Here is a 14,258-nt window from a genome sequence, read left to right on the forward strand (position 1 = left end):
GGTGAGTCCGGACACCCCTGATCCCGAGCGTCCCGGCGGCGGACCGACCGACCGGCAGGCGCCCGAGGCGGCGCAGTCCGCCGGCGCCCGCGCGACCGACGGGCGGTCGCCCGAGGGCGCGCGCGCGGCCGACGCGCAACCGCCCGCCTGGCCGAGCGGCCTGCCGGTGCCCGCCGGCACCCCGGTCACCGCGCCCGGCGCGGACCCGCTCGCCGGCCATCCGGGCGTCGTGGGGCAGCTGCCCGGAGCGGCCCCGGCCGCCCGGCGCGCCGTCCGCCGCCCGGTCGCGACCGTCCTCGGCCTGGCCGCGCTGCTGACCGCGCTCGGCGCGCCGCTGGGGTTGCTGTGGGCGTGGCTGGCGCCGGACACACCGGTGCGGCAGACCCCGGACGGGGCGGTCTACGTCACCCCGCAGCCGGAGCAGCCGATCGCCGCCGACGGCTGGTTCAGCCTCCTGGCGCTCGGCTTCGGCGTGCTCGCCGCGGTCGCGCTCTGGGTGCTGCTGCGTCGTCGACGCGGCCCGGCCGGCCTGCTCGCGGTGACGCTGGGCGGGCTCGGCGCGGCCGTGGTGGCCTGGCAGGTGGGCCGCCGGATCGGGCTGGCCACGTTCCAGCGGCTGCTGGACACCGCGCCGCCGGGCACCGACTTCACCAAACCCGCCGACCTGCGCGCCGGCGGCGTCGACTGGTACGGACCGCTGCCCGTGCCGCACGGCAGCCTGCTGCTCGCCGCGTTCGGCGCGGCCGTGACATACACGCTGCTGGCCGGGTGGTCCCGCTGGCCGTCGCTGCGCCCGGAACCGGAGCCCGGCGGCCACTGGCCGCCCCCCACGGGTCAGGTGGGCGACTGGCCGCCGCCGACGGGTCAGGCGGGCGACTGGCCGCCGCCCGGGATCAGTTCGGCGCCGGGAGACCCGCCAGCTCGCTGAGCGGCACCGGCACGGCCCGCACCTCGCGCAGCAGCGCCGTCTCCCGGTGCAGCAGGCGCAGCTCGGCGCGCAGCCGGCCGGGCGTGTCGTCGATGGCGAGCAGCCGCTGCCGGTCCGCGACGGTCAGCGCGGCGGTCGCGGCGACCAGGTGCGACAGCACGGTCGGGTCCTCGGGCAGCTGCTCGGAGATGTCCTCCGGGTCCGGCCGGATCAGGCCCAGATAGTGCCGGAACACCGAGATCACCCGGGCGGCCAGCAGATCGGCCGTCTCGTCCGGGCCGGTCGGCTCGGGCAGCCACTCCACCTCGGCGGTGAGGTAGGGCTCGGCGGCGTCGTCGACCTCGGCGATGCGGAACCTCCGCCGCCCCACGGTGACGATGTCGAAACCGCCGTCGGCCAGCTCGGTGACCTGCCGCAGCTCGGCGGTGCAGCCCACCTCGTGCAGGGTGACCGGGCCGCCGGCCAGCCCGGACCGCCCCGGCGGCCCGGCGGGCGCGACCTCCCACCCGGCCTGGATCGCCACCACCCCGAACTCGCGGGGCGCGCCCTCGGGCAGCCCGACCAGGTGGCGGACCAACGCCCGGTAGCGCTCCTCGAAGATGTGCAGCGGAAGGACCAGCCCGGGGAAGAGGACGGTCCCGAGGGGGAACACCGGCAGCCGTGCGCTCACTGATCGAGCGTATCCCCCGTACGCCCGTCCGGCGTGTCCCGGCTCACCGTCCCGGCGTGCGGGCGGCCCCGACCGGTCCGCGCGGTGGCGGCCTAGACTCGCAGACGTGCTGAATCGGATCGACCTGCGCGGCGGAGTACGCGACCCGCGCCGCCTGCTGCCCCGTGCCCAGCTCGACGTCTCCGTGGCGGTCGAGCGGATCCGCCCGCTCGTCGAGGCGGTCCGCGAGCATGGATACCCGGCGATCCGGGAGGCCAGCGAGCGGTTCGACGGCGTCTCGCCGGAGCGTCTGCGGGTGCCGGTGGAGGTGATCCGCGCCGCCGAGGACGAGCTGGACCCGCAGGTCCGGGCCGCGCTGCTGGAGTCGATCACCCGAGCCCGCAAGGTCCACGACGACCAGCGTCGCACCGACCACACCACCCAGGTCGTGCCGGGCGGCACGGTGACCGAGCGGTGGGTGCCGGTCGACCGGGTCGGCCTCTACGTCCCCGGCGGCCTGGCCATGTACCCGTCGACCGTGGTGATGAACGTCGTTCCGGCCCAGGCGGCCGGGGTCCGCTCGCTGGTGGTGGCCAGCCCGCCGCAGAAGGACAACGACGGCCTGCCCGACCGGCGCGTCCTCGCCGCCTGCGCGCTGCTCGGCGTCGACGAGGTCTACGCCGTCGGCGGTGCCCAGGCGGTGGCGATGCTGGCGTACGGCGCCACCGTCGACCCGGCCGGCGCGGAGCGCTGCGAGCCGGTCGACATGATCACCGGGCCGGGCAACATCTGGGTCACCGCGGCCAAGCGGCTGCTGCGCGGCGTGGTCGGCATCGACGCCGAGGCCGGCCCGACCGAGATCGCCATCCTGGCCGACCACACCGCCGACCCGGCGCACGTCGCCGCCGACCTGATCAGCCAGGCCGAGCACGACCCCCTCGCGGCCAGCGTGCTGGTCACCCCGTCCAGCGAGCTGGCCGACGCGGTCGACGCCGAGCTGGCCCGGCAGGCGCCGGCCGCCAAGCACGCCGAGCGGATCGGCACCGCGCTGCGCGGCGAGCAGAGCGGCGTGGTCCTCGTCGACGACCTGGAGGCGGGGCTGCGGGTGGTCGACGCGTACGCGGCCGAGCACCTGGAGATCCAGACCGAGAACGCCCGCGAGTGGGCGCTGCGGGTACGCAACGCCGGCGCGGTCTTCGTCGGCGCGTGGTCGCCGGTCTCGCTGGGCGACTACTGCGCCGGCTCCAACCACGTGCTGCCCACCGGCGGGTGCGCGCGGCACTCGTCCGGCCTGTCCGTGCAGTCCTTCCTGCGCGGCATCCACCTGGTCGAATACACGCAGGACGCGCTGCGCGAGGTAGCGCCGCACGTGGTCACGCTGGCCACGGTGGAGGACCTGCCGGCGCACGGCCAGGCGGTCAGCGTCCGGTTCCCCGAGGGCGGCACCTCGTGACCACGCTCGACGACCTGCCGATCCGGGACGACCTGCGCGGGCGGACGCCGTACGGCGCGCCGCAGCTCGACGTGCCGGTGCGGCTGAACACCAACGAGAACTCCTACCCGGTGCCCGAGCCGGTGGTCGAGGCGATCGGCAAGGCCGTCGCGGCCGAGCTGCGCGACCTCAACCGCTACCCGGACCGGGACGCCGTGGCGCTGCGCGCCGACCTGGCCGCCTACCTGGGTCACGGGCTCACCGCCGACCACGTCTGGGCGGCCAACGGCTCCAACGAGATCCAGCAGCAGCTGTTGCAGGCGTTCGGCGGACCCGGGCGCACCGCGCTCGGGTTCACCCCGGCCTACTCGATGCACCCGCTGCTGGCGCTCGGCACCGGCACCCGGTGGGTCCCGGGGGCCCGGGGCGCCGACTTCGGCCTCACCGCCGCCGACGCGGTGGCCCAGGTGCGCCGGCACCGGCCCGACGTGGTGTTCCTCTGCTCGCCGAACAACCCGACCGGCACCGCGCTCGACCCGGCCGTGGTCGCCGCCGTGCTGGACGAGGCGCCCGGGATGGTGGTCGTGGACGAGGCGTACGCCGAGTTCGCCCGCCCCGGCACGGTCAGCGCGCTCGCGGTGCTGCCCGGCCACCCGCGGCTGGTGGTCACCCGCACCATGAGCAAGGCGTTCGGCTTCGCCGGTGGCCGGCTCGGCTACCTGGCGGCCGACCCGGCGGTGGTGGAGGCGGTGCAGCTGGTCCGGTTGCCCTACCACCTCTCCGCGCTCACCCAGGCCGCCGCGCGGGCGGCGCTGGCCCACCGGGACGCGCTGCTCGGCACCGTCACCGCGATCAAGGAGCAGCGCGACCGGATCGTCGCCATGCTGCGCGCCCGGGGCCACCGCGTCGCCGACAGCGACGCCAACTTCGTGCTCTTCGCCGTCGACGGCGACCAGGGCGCCGCCTGGCGTACCCTGCTCGACGCCGGCGTGCTGGTCCGCGACGTCGGCCTGCCCGGCTGGCTGCGGGTCACCGCCGGGACGCCGGCCGAGACCGACGCCTTCCTCACCGCAACGGAGAAGCTGTCATGAGCCGCACCGCCCGGATCGAGCGGGTCACCAACGAGACCAAGGTGCTGATCGAGATCGACCTCGACGGCACCGGCGAGGCCGACATCTCCACCGGCGTCGGCTTCTACGACCACATGCTGAACCAGATCGCCCGGCACGGCGGCTTCGACCTGACCGTGCACACCGTGGGCGACCTGGAGATCGACGCGCACCACACGATGGAGGACACCGCGCTCGCGCTGGGCGCGGCGTTCGACCGGGCGCTGGGCGACAAGGCGGGCATCCGCCGGTACGGCTCGGCCACCGTGCCGATGGACGAGGTGCTGGTCCGGGCCGCGGTCGACCTGTCCGGCCGGCCGTACGTGGTGCACGACGAGCCGGCGCTCGCCCCGTACATCGGGCCGGTCTACCCGACCAGCATGACCCGGCACATCTGGGAGTCGTTCGGTCAGGCGGCCCGCATCACGCTGCACGTGGACGTGCTGCGGGCGGCCCGTCCCGGTGGCCACCCGGACGCGCACCACGTGGTCGAGGCCCAGTTCAAGGCGGTCTCCCGCGCGTTGCGCGAGGCCACCGCGCTCGACCCGCGCAACGCGGGCGTGGTGCCGAGCACGAAGGGCGCGCTCTGATGCGGGTGTGGCCGACGCTGCTGCTGATCCTGGCCGGGGTGCTGGTCGGCGGGACCTGGTCGCTCTACAAGCAGGGCGCCAACCGGGCCGCCGTCGTGGTCACCGGCCTGCTGGCCGCGCTGGCCACCGCCGGCGGGCTGCTCTGGCTGCTGCCGGGGGAGGGCTGATGGCGCGGGTGGTGGTGCTCGACTACGGCTCGGGCAACCTGCGCTCGGCCGAGCGCGCGCTGGAGCGGGCCGGCGCCGACGTGACGGTCACCGCCGACCTGACCGCCGCCGCGTCCGCCGACGGCCTGGTGGTGCCGGGCGTGGGCGCGTTCGCCGCGTGCATGGCCGGGATCGAGGAGTTGGGCGCCGGTCCGGTCATCGCCGACCGGGTCGCCGCCGGCCGGCCGGTGCTCGGCATCTGCGTCGGCATGCAGGTGCTCTTCGGGCACGGCGAGGAACACGGCGTGGTCACCAAGGGGCTCGGGCTGCTGCCGGGCGGCGTGACCCGGCTGCCCGCGCCCCGGCTGCCGCACATGGGCTGGAACACGGTGGCGGCCCCGGACGGCTCGGTGCTCTTCGCCGGGCTCCCGGCCGACGCCCGGTTCTACTTCGTCCACTCCTACGGCGTCACCGACCCGGCCGCGTTGGCCGCCGCCGGTGCCACCGTGACCACCGCCCACCACGGTGCGGACTTCGTCGCGGCGGTGGAGCGGGGCCCGCTGTCGGCCGCCCAGTTCCACCCGGAGAAGTCCGCCGACACGGGGGCCGCGTTGCTGCGCAACTGGCTCGGCACGCTTGAGTAAGGAGCGGGCCCGGCGCCGGGCGGCCCGCGAGGCCGAGCAGGAGCGCGAGCGCGCCGCCCGCGCCCGCCGCACGGCCCGTCGCCAGTGGCGGCAGGCCCTCGTACGCCGACTGACGCCGCGCCTGCGCCGGGGGCGTACCGGTCGGCTGCGCCGGCACACCCGTCGCGAGCGGGCGGCGATCGTGCTGTTCACCGCCGTCGCGGTGGTCGGCATCTGGAGTTTCGTCGACGACCTCGCCCTGCGTCTGGCGTTGGTCGTGTTGTTGCTGCTGGTCCTGCCGGCGATCGTGGTGATCGCGCTGGACCGTCGTTGAGGATGCGAGGAGAGAAGCGTTGAGCCTTGACCTGTTGCCCGCCGTGGACGTCGCCGACGGCCAGGCCGTCCGGCTCGTGCAGGGTGCCGCCGGCAGCGAGACCGCGTACGGCGATCCGCTGGAGGCGGCCCTCGCCTGGCAGTCCGACGGCGCCGAGTGGATCCACCTGGTGGACCTGGACGCGGCGTTCGGCCGTGGCTCGAACGCCGGGCTGCTCGCCGAGGTGGTCGGCAAGCTCGACGTCAAGGTGGAGCTCTCCGGCGGCATCCGTGACGACGAGTCCTTGCGGGCGGCGCTGGGCACCGGGGCGGCCCGGGTCAACATCGGCACCGCCGCGCTGGAGGACCCGCAGTGGTGCGACCGGATCTGCGGCGAGTACGGCGACCGGGTGGCGATCGGGTTGGACGTGCGCGGCCGTACCCTGTCGGCGCGCGGCTGGACCCGCGACGGCGGCGACCTCTACGAGGTGCTGGCCCGGCTGGACGCCGCCGGCGCGGCGCGGTACGTGGTCACGGACATCACCAAGGACGGCACCATGCGGGGGCCGAACCTGGACCTGCTGCGCGAGGTGTGCGCCCGCACCGACGCGCCGGTGATCGCCTCCGGTGGCGTGTCCACGCTGGACGACCTGCGGGCGCTGGCCACGTTGGAGCCGGTCGGGGTCGAGGGTGTGATCGCCGGCAAGGCGCTCTACGCCGGCGCGTTCACCGTCGCCGAGGCGCTCGCCACGCTGCGGGCCGGCGCGTGACGGCAGGCCCGGGCGAGCTGCCGGTCGACGACACGGCGGTGACCCGGCTCGGCTCGGGCGGCCCCTGGGAGGCGCTCTACGGCTACTCGCGGGTGGTCCGGGCCGGGTCCCTGGCGATCACGGCCGGCTGCACCTCGACGGTGGACGGCCGGGTGGCGCACGTGGGGGACGCGGCGGCGCAGACCGCGCAGGCGATCCGGATCGGCCTGGACGCCCTGGCCGAGGTGGGCGCCACCCCGGCCGACGTGGTGCGGACCCGGATGTACGTGACCGACCGGCTCTACGTCGACGAGGTCGGCCGGGCGCACAACGCGGTGTTCGGCCCGGTGCGTCCGGTGGCGACCATGGTGGTGGTGGCCGGGCTGATCGATCCGGAGCACCTGGTCGAGGTCGAGCTGGAGGCGTATCTCCCCGTCGGCTGAGCCGGCCCCCTCCCGGTTCCGCGGCCGGGCGGGGGAGGGTCGCCTTTCCGGTGCCTTTCGAGCTGATATCGGAAACGACTCACCCACACGGCCACGTCCGGCGGCGGGGCCCGACCCGCGGCGGGGACGAGGGCTGACCCGCGGCGGGGGACGAGGGCTGACCCGCGGCGGCGGCGGGGGCTGCGGCGGCAGGCCGGGAAGAGCCGCTCCGGATGTCCGGAGCTGCTGGCGGCGGCGGGGCGCGGTCCGTCCGGACGCCCGGCGCGGTGCCTGAGTCGTTTCAGATATCAGCTCGAAAGGCGCTGGCCGGCGATGGCCCGCTCCGCCCGCGTACGACACCGTCGACGCAATCAAGTTGTGCACAACTTGATTGCGCGCTACTGTGCAATGCGTGACCGATGATCTGGTGCTGCGCCGGCAGGTGTGCTTCGCCCTCTATGCGGCGTCGCGCGCCCTGACCGACGTCTACCGGCCCATCCTCGACGCGCACGGACTGACCTACCCGCAGTACCTCGTGCTGCTGGTGCTCTGGGAGCGCGACGACGACGCCCCCACGGTCTCCGAGCTCGGCGCGCGGCTCCGGCTCGACTCCGGCACGCTCTCCCCGCTGCTCAAGCGGTTGGAGGCGGCCGGCCTGGTGGTGCGTACCCGCTCGGCGGCCGACGAGCGCCGGGTCGAGGTGGGCCTCACCGACCGGGGCCGGGCCCTGCGGGAGCGGATGGCGGAGGTGCCGATGCGGGTGGCGATGGCCACCGGGCTCACCGAGGCCGAGCTGATCGGCCTGCGCGACACCCTCACCCGGGTCACCGAGACGATCCACTCACAGAAGGAGCAGTGACATGCAGGTGCTCTACACCGCGTCCGCCCGGGCCACCGGCGACGGCCGCGACGGCCACGTCCGCACCTCCGACGGCACCGTCGAGTTGGACCTCGCCGTGCCGAAGGAGATGGGCGGCGCCGGCGGCGCGGCCAACCCGGAGCAGCTCTTCGCGGCCGGCTACGCCGCCTGCTTCCACTCCGCGCTGCGCATCGTCGCGCGCCAGGCCAAGGCGGACGTCACCGGCTCCGTCGTCGAGGCCGAGGTGGGCATCGGCCCGAACGGCAGCGGCGGCTACGGCCTGACCGTCACGCTGGTGGTGGACCTGCCCGCCGTCGAGCGCTCGGCCGCCGAGCGGCTGGTCGACGCGGCGCACCAGGTCTGCCCCTACTCCAACGCGACCCGCGGCAACATCGAGGTCGCCCTGACCGTCCGGGAGGCACTGTGACTGTGAACCGGGAGATCCACCTGGCGTCCCGCCCGCAGGGGTGGCCGACCGCCGACAACTTCCGGCTGGTCACCACCGAGGTGCCGACGCCGGGTCCGGGCCAGGTCGTGGTCCGCAACCAGTTCATGTCGGTCGACCCGTACATGCGCGGCCGGATGAACGACGTCAAGTCGTACGTGCCACCGTTCGCGCTGGACGCCCCGCTCGACGGCGGCGCGATCGGTGAGGTGGTGGCCGGCGAGGCCGAGGGCGTCAAGCCCGGCGACGTCGTCCTGCACGGCTTCGGCTGGCGCGAGTACGCGCTCGTCGACGCCCGCGCCGTGCGCAGGGTCGATCCCGGCCTCGCCCCGGTCAGCGCCTACCTGAGCGTGCTCGGCATGACCGGGCTGACCGCGTACGCCGGGCTGCTCGACGTGGCCGCGATGAAGCCGGGCGAGACCGTCTTCGTCTCCGGCGCGGCCGGCGCGGTGGGCAGCATGGTCGGCCAGATCGCGAAGCTGCGCGGCGCCGGCCGGGTGATCGGCAGCGCCGGCTCGGCGGCGAAGGTCGAGCGGCTCAAGGCGCTCGGCTTCGACGCCGCCTTCGACTACCACGACAGCCCGGTGTACGAGCAGCTCAAGGCCGCCGCCCCGGACGGCGTCGACGTCTACTTCGACAACGTCGGCGGGGACCACCTGGAGGCCGCGATCGGGGCGATGAACCTGCACGGCCGCGCCGCCATCTGCGGCATGATCGCCCAGTACAACGCGACCGAGCCGCCGGCCGCCCCGCGCAACCTGGCGCTGGTGATCGGCAAGCGGCTGACGCTGCGCGGCTTCCTGGTCGGCGACCACGGGCATCTGCGCGAGCAGTTCGTCCAGGAGATGGCCGGCTGGCTGCGCGACGGCCGGCTGTCCTACGACGAGACCGTGGTCGACGGCATCGAGCAGGCGCCCGAGGCGTTCCTCGGCCTGCTGCGCGGCGAGAACCTCGGCAAGATGCTCGTCCGGCTCTGACCGGCGGGCGACCCGGCGGCGGTGGCCGGCCTCACAGGCCGGTCGCCGCCGCCCGCGCGTTGGCTAGGCTTCGGGGCATGACGGTGGCGGTACGGGTCATCCCGTGTCTGGACGTGGACGCCGGTCGGGTGGTCAAGGGGGTCAACTTCCTCGACCTGCGCGACGCCGGCGACCCGGTGGAGCTGGCGGCGGCGTACGACCGGGCCGGCGCGGACGAGTTGACGTTCCTCGACGTGACCGCCTCGTCCAGCGACCGGGGCACCATGCTCGACGTGGTGCGGCGCACCGCGGAGTCGGTGTTCATCCCGCTCACCGTCGGCGGCGGCGTCCGGCAGGTCGCCGACGTCGACACGCTGCTGCGGGCCGGGGCGGACAAGGTCGGGGTGAACACCGCGGCGATCGCCCGGCCGGAGCTGATCGCCGAGATCGCCGACCGGTTCGGCCGGCAGGTGCTGGTGCTCTCGCTGGACGTGCGACGCGCGCCGGCGGGCACGACGCCGAGCGGCTTCGAGGTGACCACGCACGGTGGTCGTCGGGGCGCCGGTCTGGACGCGGTCGAGTGGGCCGCGCGCGCCGCCGAGCTGGGCGCGGGCGAGATCCTGCTCAACTCGATGGACGCCGACGGCACCAAGACGGGCTTCGACCTGCCGTTGATCGAGGCGGTCCGCGCGGTGGTCGAGGTGCCGGTGATCGCCAGCGGCGGCGCGGGCGCGGTGGCGCACTTCCCCCCGGCGGTCGGCGCGGGCGCCGACGCGGTGCTCGCGGCGAGTGTCTTCCACTTCGGTGAGCTGACCGTCGGCGAGGTCAAGGACGCGTTGCGCGGCGCCGGGCACCCGGTGCGCTGACCACCGGGTCAGGGTCGGCCGCTGTGCCCCTCGGGGGAGCGGCGCGGCATCGGGATCGACCGGACCACGTACTCCTGCACGGCGGCCGCGTGGTCGTCCTCGTCGAGCTGCCACTCGGACTCGTCCGGCGGGTGCCGGCGGCTCAGCACGCCCTGCACCGTGTCGACGGTGGTGCCCAGCCCGGCGCTGGGCCGGGTGCGCCAGAGCCGCTCACCGTCCGGGGTGACCCGGAACCAGCCGTCGGCGACGCTGACCAGCCCCGCGCCGACGAGCCGGCGGACCGCCCCCTCGACCTCGTGCCGCTCGGGAATGGCCTGGTTGAGGTGGTCGGCGGTGGAGAGGACGTCGGCGAGGCGCACCCCCTCGGGGCGGCGTGTCGCGGCGGCCCGGCGGTGCCGGCCGGCGCCGCTCGCGATGACCAACGCGACGAAGATCCAGGCGTCGCTCCAACGCCATCCGTTCTCCCCCATGCACGAATGATGCCCGGCGACGGCGGCGGAGAAAACACCTGGTTTCGGTGCCGTACGTCGTCGCAGCTCAGGGCCGTCCGGCTCGTCCCATCCCGTGGCGGTCGGCCCGGCGGCCGTCACGTAGCGTAAGCGTCCGCCGGTCGGGTGGGGATGGCGAAGATCGGGATGAACATCTGCGCGAGCGGTCCGATGGCCAGCGCGTAGGCCACGGTGCCGAGCCCGACCGTCCCGCCGAGCAGCCACCCCAGCGCCAGCACGGTGACCTCGATGACGGTCCGGACCAGCCGCACCGACCAGCGCGGGTGGCGGGCGACGAACCCGGTCATCAGGCCGTCGCGGGGGCCGGGGCCGAGCCCGGCGCCCAGGTAGAGGCCGGTGGCGGCGCCGTTGGCGACGATGCCGACGACCAGCAATGCGGTGCGCACCGGCAGGCCCTCGCCGGGCGGCAGGACGGCCAGGGTGGCGTCGACGACCAGCCCGATCACCACGACGTTGCTCACCGTGCCCAGGCCGGGGCGTTGCCGCAGCGGGATCCAGAGCAGCAGCACGAGCGCGCCGACGGCGATGGTGACGGTGCCGAAGGAGAGGCCGGTCTGCCGGGCGAGCCCCTGGTGGAACACGTCCCAGGGGTCCAGGCCGAGCCCGGAGCGGATCATCAGCGCCATGCTCACGCCGTAGAGGGCGAGACCGGCGTAGAGCTGGGTGAGCCGTCGCGCCGGCCGGTGCCGGAGATTGCCAAGCTGAGCCATGCATGCCACCCTAGGGGCCAATTGCGGAGTGCAAGGGGGCCAATTCCGGAGGTGTGGCCATGACGACCCAGGTGCGCGGTGTCCAATTGGCGCGTCTTCTCGGCCAGTGGCACGCGTTGCCCGGCCGCCGGCGCAGCCCCGACTACGCCGCGCTCGCCGGTGCCGTGCGGGGCCTGCTCGCCGACGGCCGGCTGCCCCTGGGGGTACGCCTGCCGGCCGAGCGCGAGCTGGCCGAGGCGCTGCGGATCAGCCGGACCACCGTCACCGCCGCCTACCGGGAGCTGCGGGAGACCGGCCACCTGGCCAGCCGCCGAGGCGCCGGGAGCTGGACCATGCTGCCGGGCACCCACCGGGTCGCCAGCACCGGCCTGTGGACCCCGCTCGACGACCGGGACATGATCGACCTCGGGGTGGCCGCACTCTCCGCGCCGGCCCAGCTCGTCCCGGCCGCCCGGGCGGCGGCCGAGGACCTGCCCCGCTACCTCGGCGGCGCCGGCTACCACCCCACCGGCATCATCGAGCTGCGTGAGGCGGTCGCCCGCGGCTACACCGAGCGCGGGCTGCCCACCAGCCCGGAGCAGATCATGGTCACCAGCGGCACCCAGCACGCGCTGGACCTGGTGCTGCGGCTGGCCCTGTCACCCGGCGGCGGGGTGCTGGTCGAGTCACCGACCTACCCCAACGCGCTCGCCGCGCTCGCCGCCCGCCGGGCCCGGATCACCACCCACGGGCTCTCCGACGACGGCTGGGACGCCGACCTGCTGCTCGGCAGCATCCGGCAGACCCGGCCGAAGCTCGCGTACCTGATCCCGGAGTTCCACAACCCGACCGGTCACCTGATGGCCGCCGACCTGCGCGAGCGGCTGGTGGGCGCGGCGCACGCGGCCGGCACCGACCTGGTGGTGGACGAGTCCTTCGTCGACCTGCCGCTGGACGGCACCCCGCTGCCACCCCCGGTGGCGGTCTTCGACCGGCACTCCCGGGTGATCAGCATCGGCGGGATGAGCAAGCCCTACTGGGGCGGCCTGCGGATCGGCTGGGTGCGCGCCTCCGCGCCCCAGGTGCAGCGCCTGGCCGCGGCCCGGGTCGGCGTGGACATGGCCAGCCCGGTGCTCGACCAGCTCGTCGCCGTGCACCTGCTCGACCAGGCGCCGGCCATCGTGACCGCCCGCCGGGCGCAGCTCGCCGCCCAGCGGGACGCCCTGGTCGCGGCGCTCGCCGAGCGGCTCCCGGACTGGCGGGTCACCGTGCCGTGCGGCGGCGTCACGCTCTGGGCCGAGCTGGACGGCCCGATCTCCAGCGCGCTGGCCCGGGCCGCCGAGGAGGTCGGCGTACGGCTGGCGCCCGGTCCCCGGTTCGGCCTGGACGGGACGCTGGAGCGGTTCCTCCGGCTGCCCTTCACGCTGCCGGCCGCCGAGCTGGTGGAGGCGGTCGGGCGGCTCGCCGCGGTCCGCTACGACCTGGACCGGGCCGGCCGGCCGCAGTGGCGGGAGCCGAGCGTCATCGCCTGACCCGTCCGCCGCCCGATCCGGTGGGTGTCCGGGGAACCGGATCACCGGCCCGGCGCGGCCCCGCAGACTGCGCGGGTGGGCAACGGGGGTGGTGCGCGGTGGTCGCGGTCGGTGCGGCCCGGCGCCCCGGGCTCCCGGACCACCCGGCTGGAGCTCTTCTACGACCTGGTCTTCGTGTTCGCGTTCCTCAGCGTCACCACGCTCACCGCCAGCGAACTCACCCCGGCCAACCTCTACCGCTTCGTGCTGGTGCTGGCCCTGCTGTGGTGGTCGTGGACCGGGTTCGCCCGGATGGGCAACGCGCTGCGCGCCGACCAGGGCGTGCTGCCGCTGGTCGGGTTCGTCACCGTGGCCGCCACGTTCCTGCTGGTGCTCAGCGTGCCCGGCGCGTTCGTGGACCGCCCGGGCGGGCTGCCCGGGCCGCTGGTCTTCGCCGGGTCCTACTTCGTGATCCGGATGGCCCAGCTCGCCGTCCTCGGCTGGACGGACCGCGCCGACCCGGTCCGCCGCCGCCGTCTCCTGATACGCGCCCTGGTCCCGGTCGTGGCCACCGTCCTGCTGGTGCTCGCCGGAACCGTGCCGTCCCGGCTGCCGGAGGGACGGTTCGCGGTCGGGCTGCAACTGACGCTCTGGACGTTGGCGCTGCTGGTCGAGTACGGCGTCGGGGTGACGCTGGCGCGGCGCTGGTGGGTGGTGGTCTCGGCCGGGCACTGGGCGGAGCGGCACGCGCTGATGGTGCTGGTCGCGCTCGGTGAGTCGATCATCGCACTCGGGCTCGGCCCGAAGCGGGGACTGCCGCTGACCGGCCCGGTGGCGGTGGCCGCGCTGCTCGGCATCCTGATCGTGGCGGCGCTCTGGTGGGCGTACTTCGACACCTTGGCGTTCGCGCTGGAGCAGGCGTTGCACCACGCCCGGGATCGTGTCGCCCGGCTGCGGCTGGCCCGCGACGTCTACACGTTCCTGCACCTGCCGATGATCACCGGCACCATCCTCTACGCGCTCGGCCTCAAGGACCTGCTGGCCGAGGTCGCCGCGCGCGAGACGCCCACGTGGGGGTGGCCGCTGGGCGACTTCTGGGGCGGCGTGCTGTTCGGCGGCGTCGCGCTCTACCTGCTCAGCCTGGCCGGCTGCTGGTGGCTGGCGCTGCGCGAGACGCACTGGCCGTTGGTGGCCACGGCGGTGGCGCTCGCCGCCGCCGGTCCGGTCGCGTTCCGCATTCCGGAAGTGGCCGCGCTGGGCGTGCTGGCGGCGCTCACCGCCGCCGGCATCGCCTGGGAGACGCGCAGCGAAAACGGGCGGAGGCGCCGGGTGCGCCAGCTGGCCCTGGAGGAGCAGCTCGCCGCGGAGGCCGAGCAGAGCCGGTGGCGGCAGCGGCACCTGTGACCGACGTCCGGGCCCGCGACGGGGCCGACCGGCCGTGCCCCGGGACGGTGGGGCACGGC

At 75.3% G+C, this 14,258-nt stretch carries 18 protein-coding genes; 15 read left to right on the forward strand and 3 right to left on the reverse strand.

Translation table 11 applies throughout. From position 1 onward, the window contains the following. Position 1: 1 nt before the first annotated feature. Positions 2-928 carry a DUF2567 domain-containing protein gene (locus COO58_RS28865; RefSeq protein WP_369700230.1) on the forward strand — a complete coding sequence of 309 codons (927 nt, stop codon included), beginning with the start codon at positions 2-4 and terminating at the stop codon, positions 926-928. Here the strand turns inward: COO58_RS28865 and COO58_RS28870 are convergent. Then, positions 894-1,598 carry an LON peptidase substrate-binding domain-containing protein gene (locus COO58_RS28870; protein WP_091573296.1) on the reverse strand — a complete coding sequence of 235 codons (705 nt, stop codon included), beginning with the start codon at positions 1,596-1,598 and terminating at the stop codon, positions 894-896. The two genes, COO58_RS28865 and COO58_RS28870, sit on opposite strands and share 35 nt — an antisense overlap. A gap of 106 nt (positions 1,599-1,704) precedes the next feature. Between COO58_RS28870 and hisD the strand changes: the two genes are divergently transcribed. From hisD to hisF, 12 genes are all read left to right on the forward strand, one after another. Further along, entirely contained in the window at positions 1,705-3,030 is a 1,326-nt protein-coding gene (gene hisD, locus COO58_RS28875; protein WP_098748058.1) for a histidinol dehydrogenase, read from the forward strand. After that, positions 3,027-4,100, forward strand: a complete 1,074-nt coding sequence (locus COO58_RS28880) for a histidinol-phosphate transaminase (RefSeq protein ID WP_098748059.1) — start codon at positions 3,027-3,029, stop codon at positions 4,098-4,100. The genes hisD and COO58_RS28880 overlap by 4 nt, the downstream gene beginning before the upstream one ends. Beyond that, complete coding sequence (hisB, locus tag COO58_RS28885) at positions 4,097-4,708, forward strand: imidazoleglycerol-phosphate dehydratase HisB (protein ID WP_091573299.1); 612 nt, start codon at positions 4,097-4,099, stop codon at positions 4,706-4,708. The genes COO58_RS28880 and hisB overlap by 4 nt, the downstream gene beginning before the upstream one ends. Next, the gene (locus tag COO58_RS30430) at positions 4,708-4,875 is read left to right on the forward strand and encodes a hypothetical protein (protein ID WP_172967956.1); all 168 of its coding nucleotides are present in this window, start codon (positions 4,708-4,710) and stop codon (positions 4,873-4,875) included. Before hisB ends, COO58_RS30430 begins: the two co-directional genes overlap by 1 nt. Next, complete coding sequence (gene hisH, locus COO58_RS28890; protein ID WP_098748061.1) at positions 4,875-5,498, forward strand: imidazole glycerol phosphate synthase subunit HisH; 624 nt, start codon at positions 4,875-4,877, stop codon at positions 5,496-5,498. Before COO58_RS30430 ends, hisH begins: the two co-directional genes overlap by 1 nt. Continuing rightward, entirely contained in the window at positions 5,491-5,811 is a 321-nt protein-coding gene (locus COO58_RS28895; protein WP_091573301.1) for a hypothetical protein, read from the forward strand. The genes hisH and COO58_RS28895 overlap by 8 nt, the downstream gene beginning before the upstream one ends. A gap of 19 nt (positions 5,812-5,830) precedes the next feature. Beyond that, positions 5,831-6,559 carry a bifunctional 1-(5-phosphoribosyl)-5-((5-phosphoribosylamino)methylideneamino)imidazole-4-carboxamide isomerase/phosphoribosylanthranilate isomerase PriA gene (gene priA, locus COO58_RS28900; protein WP_098748062.1) on the forward strand — a complete coding sequence of 243 codons (729 nt, stop codon included), beginning with the start codon at positions 5,831-5,833 and terminating at the stop codon, positions 6,557-6,559. Next, a complete protein-coding gene (locus tag COO58_RS28905; RefSeq protein ID WP_091573303.1) occupies positions 6,556-6,981 on the forward strand; it encodes a RidA family protein in 426 nt (141 codons plus the stop codon). Before priA ends, COO58_RS28905 begins: the two co-directional genes overlap by 4 nt. Before the next feature lie 391 nt (positions 6,982-7,372). Further along, the gene (locus tag COO58_RS28910; protein WP_098748064.1) at positions 7,373-7,819 is read left to right on the forward strand and encodes a MarR family winged helix-turn-helix transcriptional regulator; all 447 of its coding nucleotides are present in this window, start codon (positions 7,373-7,375) and stop codon (positions 7,817-7,819) included. A gap of 1 nt (position 7,820) precedes the next feature. Next, entirely contained in the window at positions 7,821-8,246 is a 426-nt protein-coding gene (locus COO58_RS28915) for an organic hydroperoxide resistance protein (RefSeq protein WP_091573305.1), read from the forward strand. Next, on the forward strand, positions 8,243-9,241 hold the full coding sequence (locus COO58_RS28920; RefSeq protein ID WP_098748066.1) for an NADP-dependent oxidoreductase: 999 nt from the start codon (positions 8,243-8,245) through the stop codon (positions 9,239-9,241). Before COO58_RS28915 ends, COO58_RS28920 begins: the two co-directional genes overlap by 4 nt. Positions 9,242-9,318: 77 nt before the next feature. Next, positions 9,319-10,086, forward strand: a complete 768-nt coding sequence (gene hisF, locus COO58_RS28925; RefSeq protein WP_098748067.1) for an imidazole glycerol phosphate synthase subunit HisF — start codon at positions 9,319-9,321, stop codon at positions 10,084-10,086. A gap of 8 nt (positions 10,087-10,094) precedes the next feature. On the opposite strand, the gene COO58_RS28930 is transcribed toward hisF, so the two are convergent. Further along, complete coding sequence (locus tag COO58_RS28930; protein ID WP_098748069.1) at positions 10,095-10,556, reverse strand: hypothetical protein; 462 nt, start codon at positions 10,554-10,556, stop codon at positions 10,095-10,097. Between the two features lie 116 nt (positions 10,557-10,672). Then, positions 10,673-11,305, reverse strand: a complete 633-nt coding sequence (locus tag COO58_RS28935; RefSeq protein WP_098748071.1) for a YitT family protein — start codon at positions 11,303-11,305, stop codon at positions 10,673-10,675. Positions 11,306-11,364: 59 nt separating this feature from the next. Between COO58_RS28935 and COO58_RS28940 the strand changes: the two genes are divergently transcribed. Together COO58_RS28940 and COO58_RS28945 are read left to right on the forward strand one after the other, a co-directional pair. After that, complete coding sequence (locus COO58_RS28940; protein ID WP_091573310.1) at positions 11,365-12,816, forward strand: PLP-dependent aminotransferase family protein; 1,452 nt, start codon at positions 11,365-11,367, stop codon at positions 12,814-12,816. A 75-nt stretch (positions 12,817-12,891) separates the two neighbouring features. Then, the gene (locus COO58_RS28945; RefSeq protein ID WP_369700231.1) at positions 12,892-14,199 is read left to right on the forward strand and encodes a low temperature requirement protein A; all 1,308 of its coding nucleotides are present in this window, start codon (positions 12,892-12,894) and stop codon (positions 14,197-14,199) included. Positions 14,200-14,258: the final 59 nt, after the last annotated feature.

It is taken from the genome of Micromonospora sp. WMMA1996, from assembly GCF_002573675.1.
Lineage (GTDB): Bacteria > Actinomycetota > Actinomycetes > Mycobacteriales > Micromonosporaceae > Micromonospora > Micromonospora sediminicola.

What these genes read in the sequence shown, in the direction of transcription:
- COO58_RS28915 (WP_091573305.1), top strand. Translation starts at nt 7,821, where the DNA reads ATGCAGGTGCTCTACACCGCGTCCGCCCGGGCCACCGGCGACGGCCGC.
- hisF (WP_098748067.1), top strand. Translation starts at nt 9,319, where the DNA reads ATGACGGTGGCGGTACGGGTCATCCCGTGTCTGGACGTGGACGCCGGT.
- COO58_RS30430 (WP_172967956.1), top strand. Translation starts at nt 4,708, where the DNA reads ATGCGGGTGTGGCCGACGCTGCTGCTGATCCTGGCCGGGGTGCTGGTC.
- hisB (WP_091573299.1), top strand. Translation starts at nt 4,097, where the DNA reads ATGAGCCGCACCGCCCGGATCGAGCGGGTCACCAACGAGACCAAGGTG.
- hisH (WP_098748061.1), top strand. Translation starts at nt 4,875, where the DNA reads ATGGCGCGGGTGGTGGTGCTCGACTACGGCTCGGGCAACCTGCGCTCG.
- COO58_RS28930 (WP_098748069.1), bottom strand. Translation starts at nt 10,556, where the DNA reads ATGGGGGAGAACGGATGGCGTTGGAGCGACGCCTGGATCTTCGTCGCG.
- COO58_RS28935 (WP_098748071.1), bottom strand. Translation starts at nt 11,305, where the DNA reads ATGGCTCAGCTTGGCAATCTCCGGCACCGGCCGGCGCGACGGCTCACC.
- COO58_RS28940 (WP_091573310.1), top strand. Translation starts at nt 11,365, where the DNA reads ATGACGACCCAGGTGCGCGGTGTCCAATTGGCGCGTCTTCTCGGCCAG.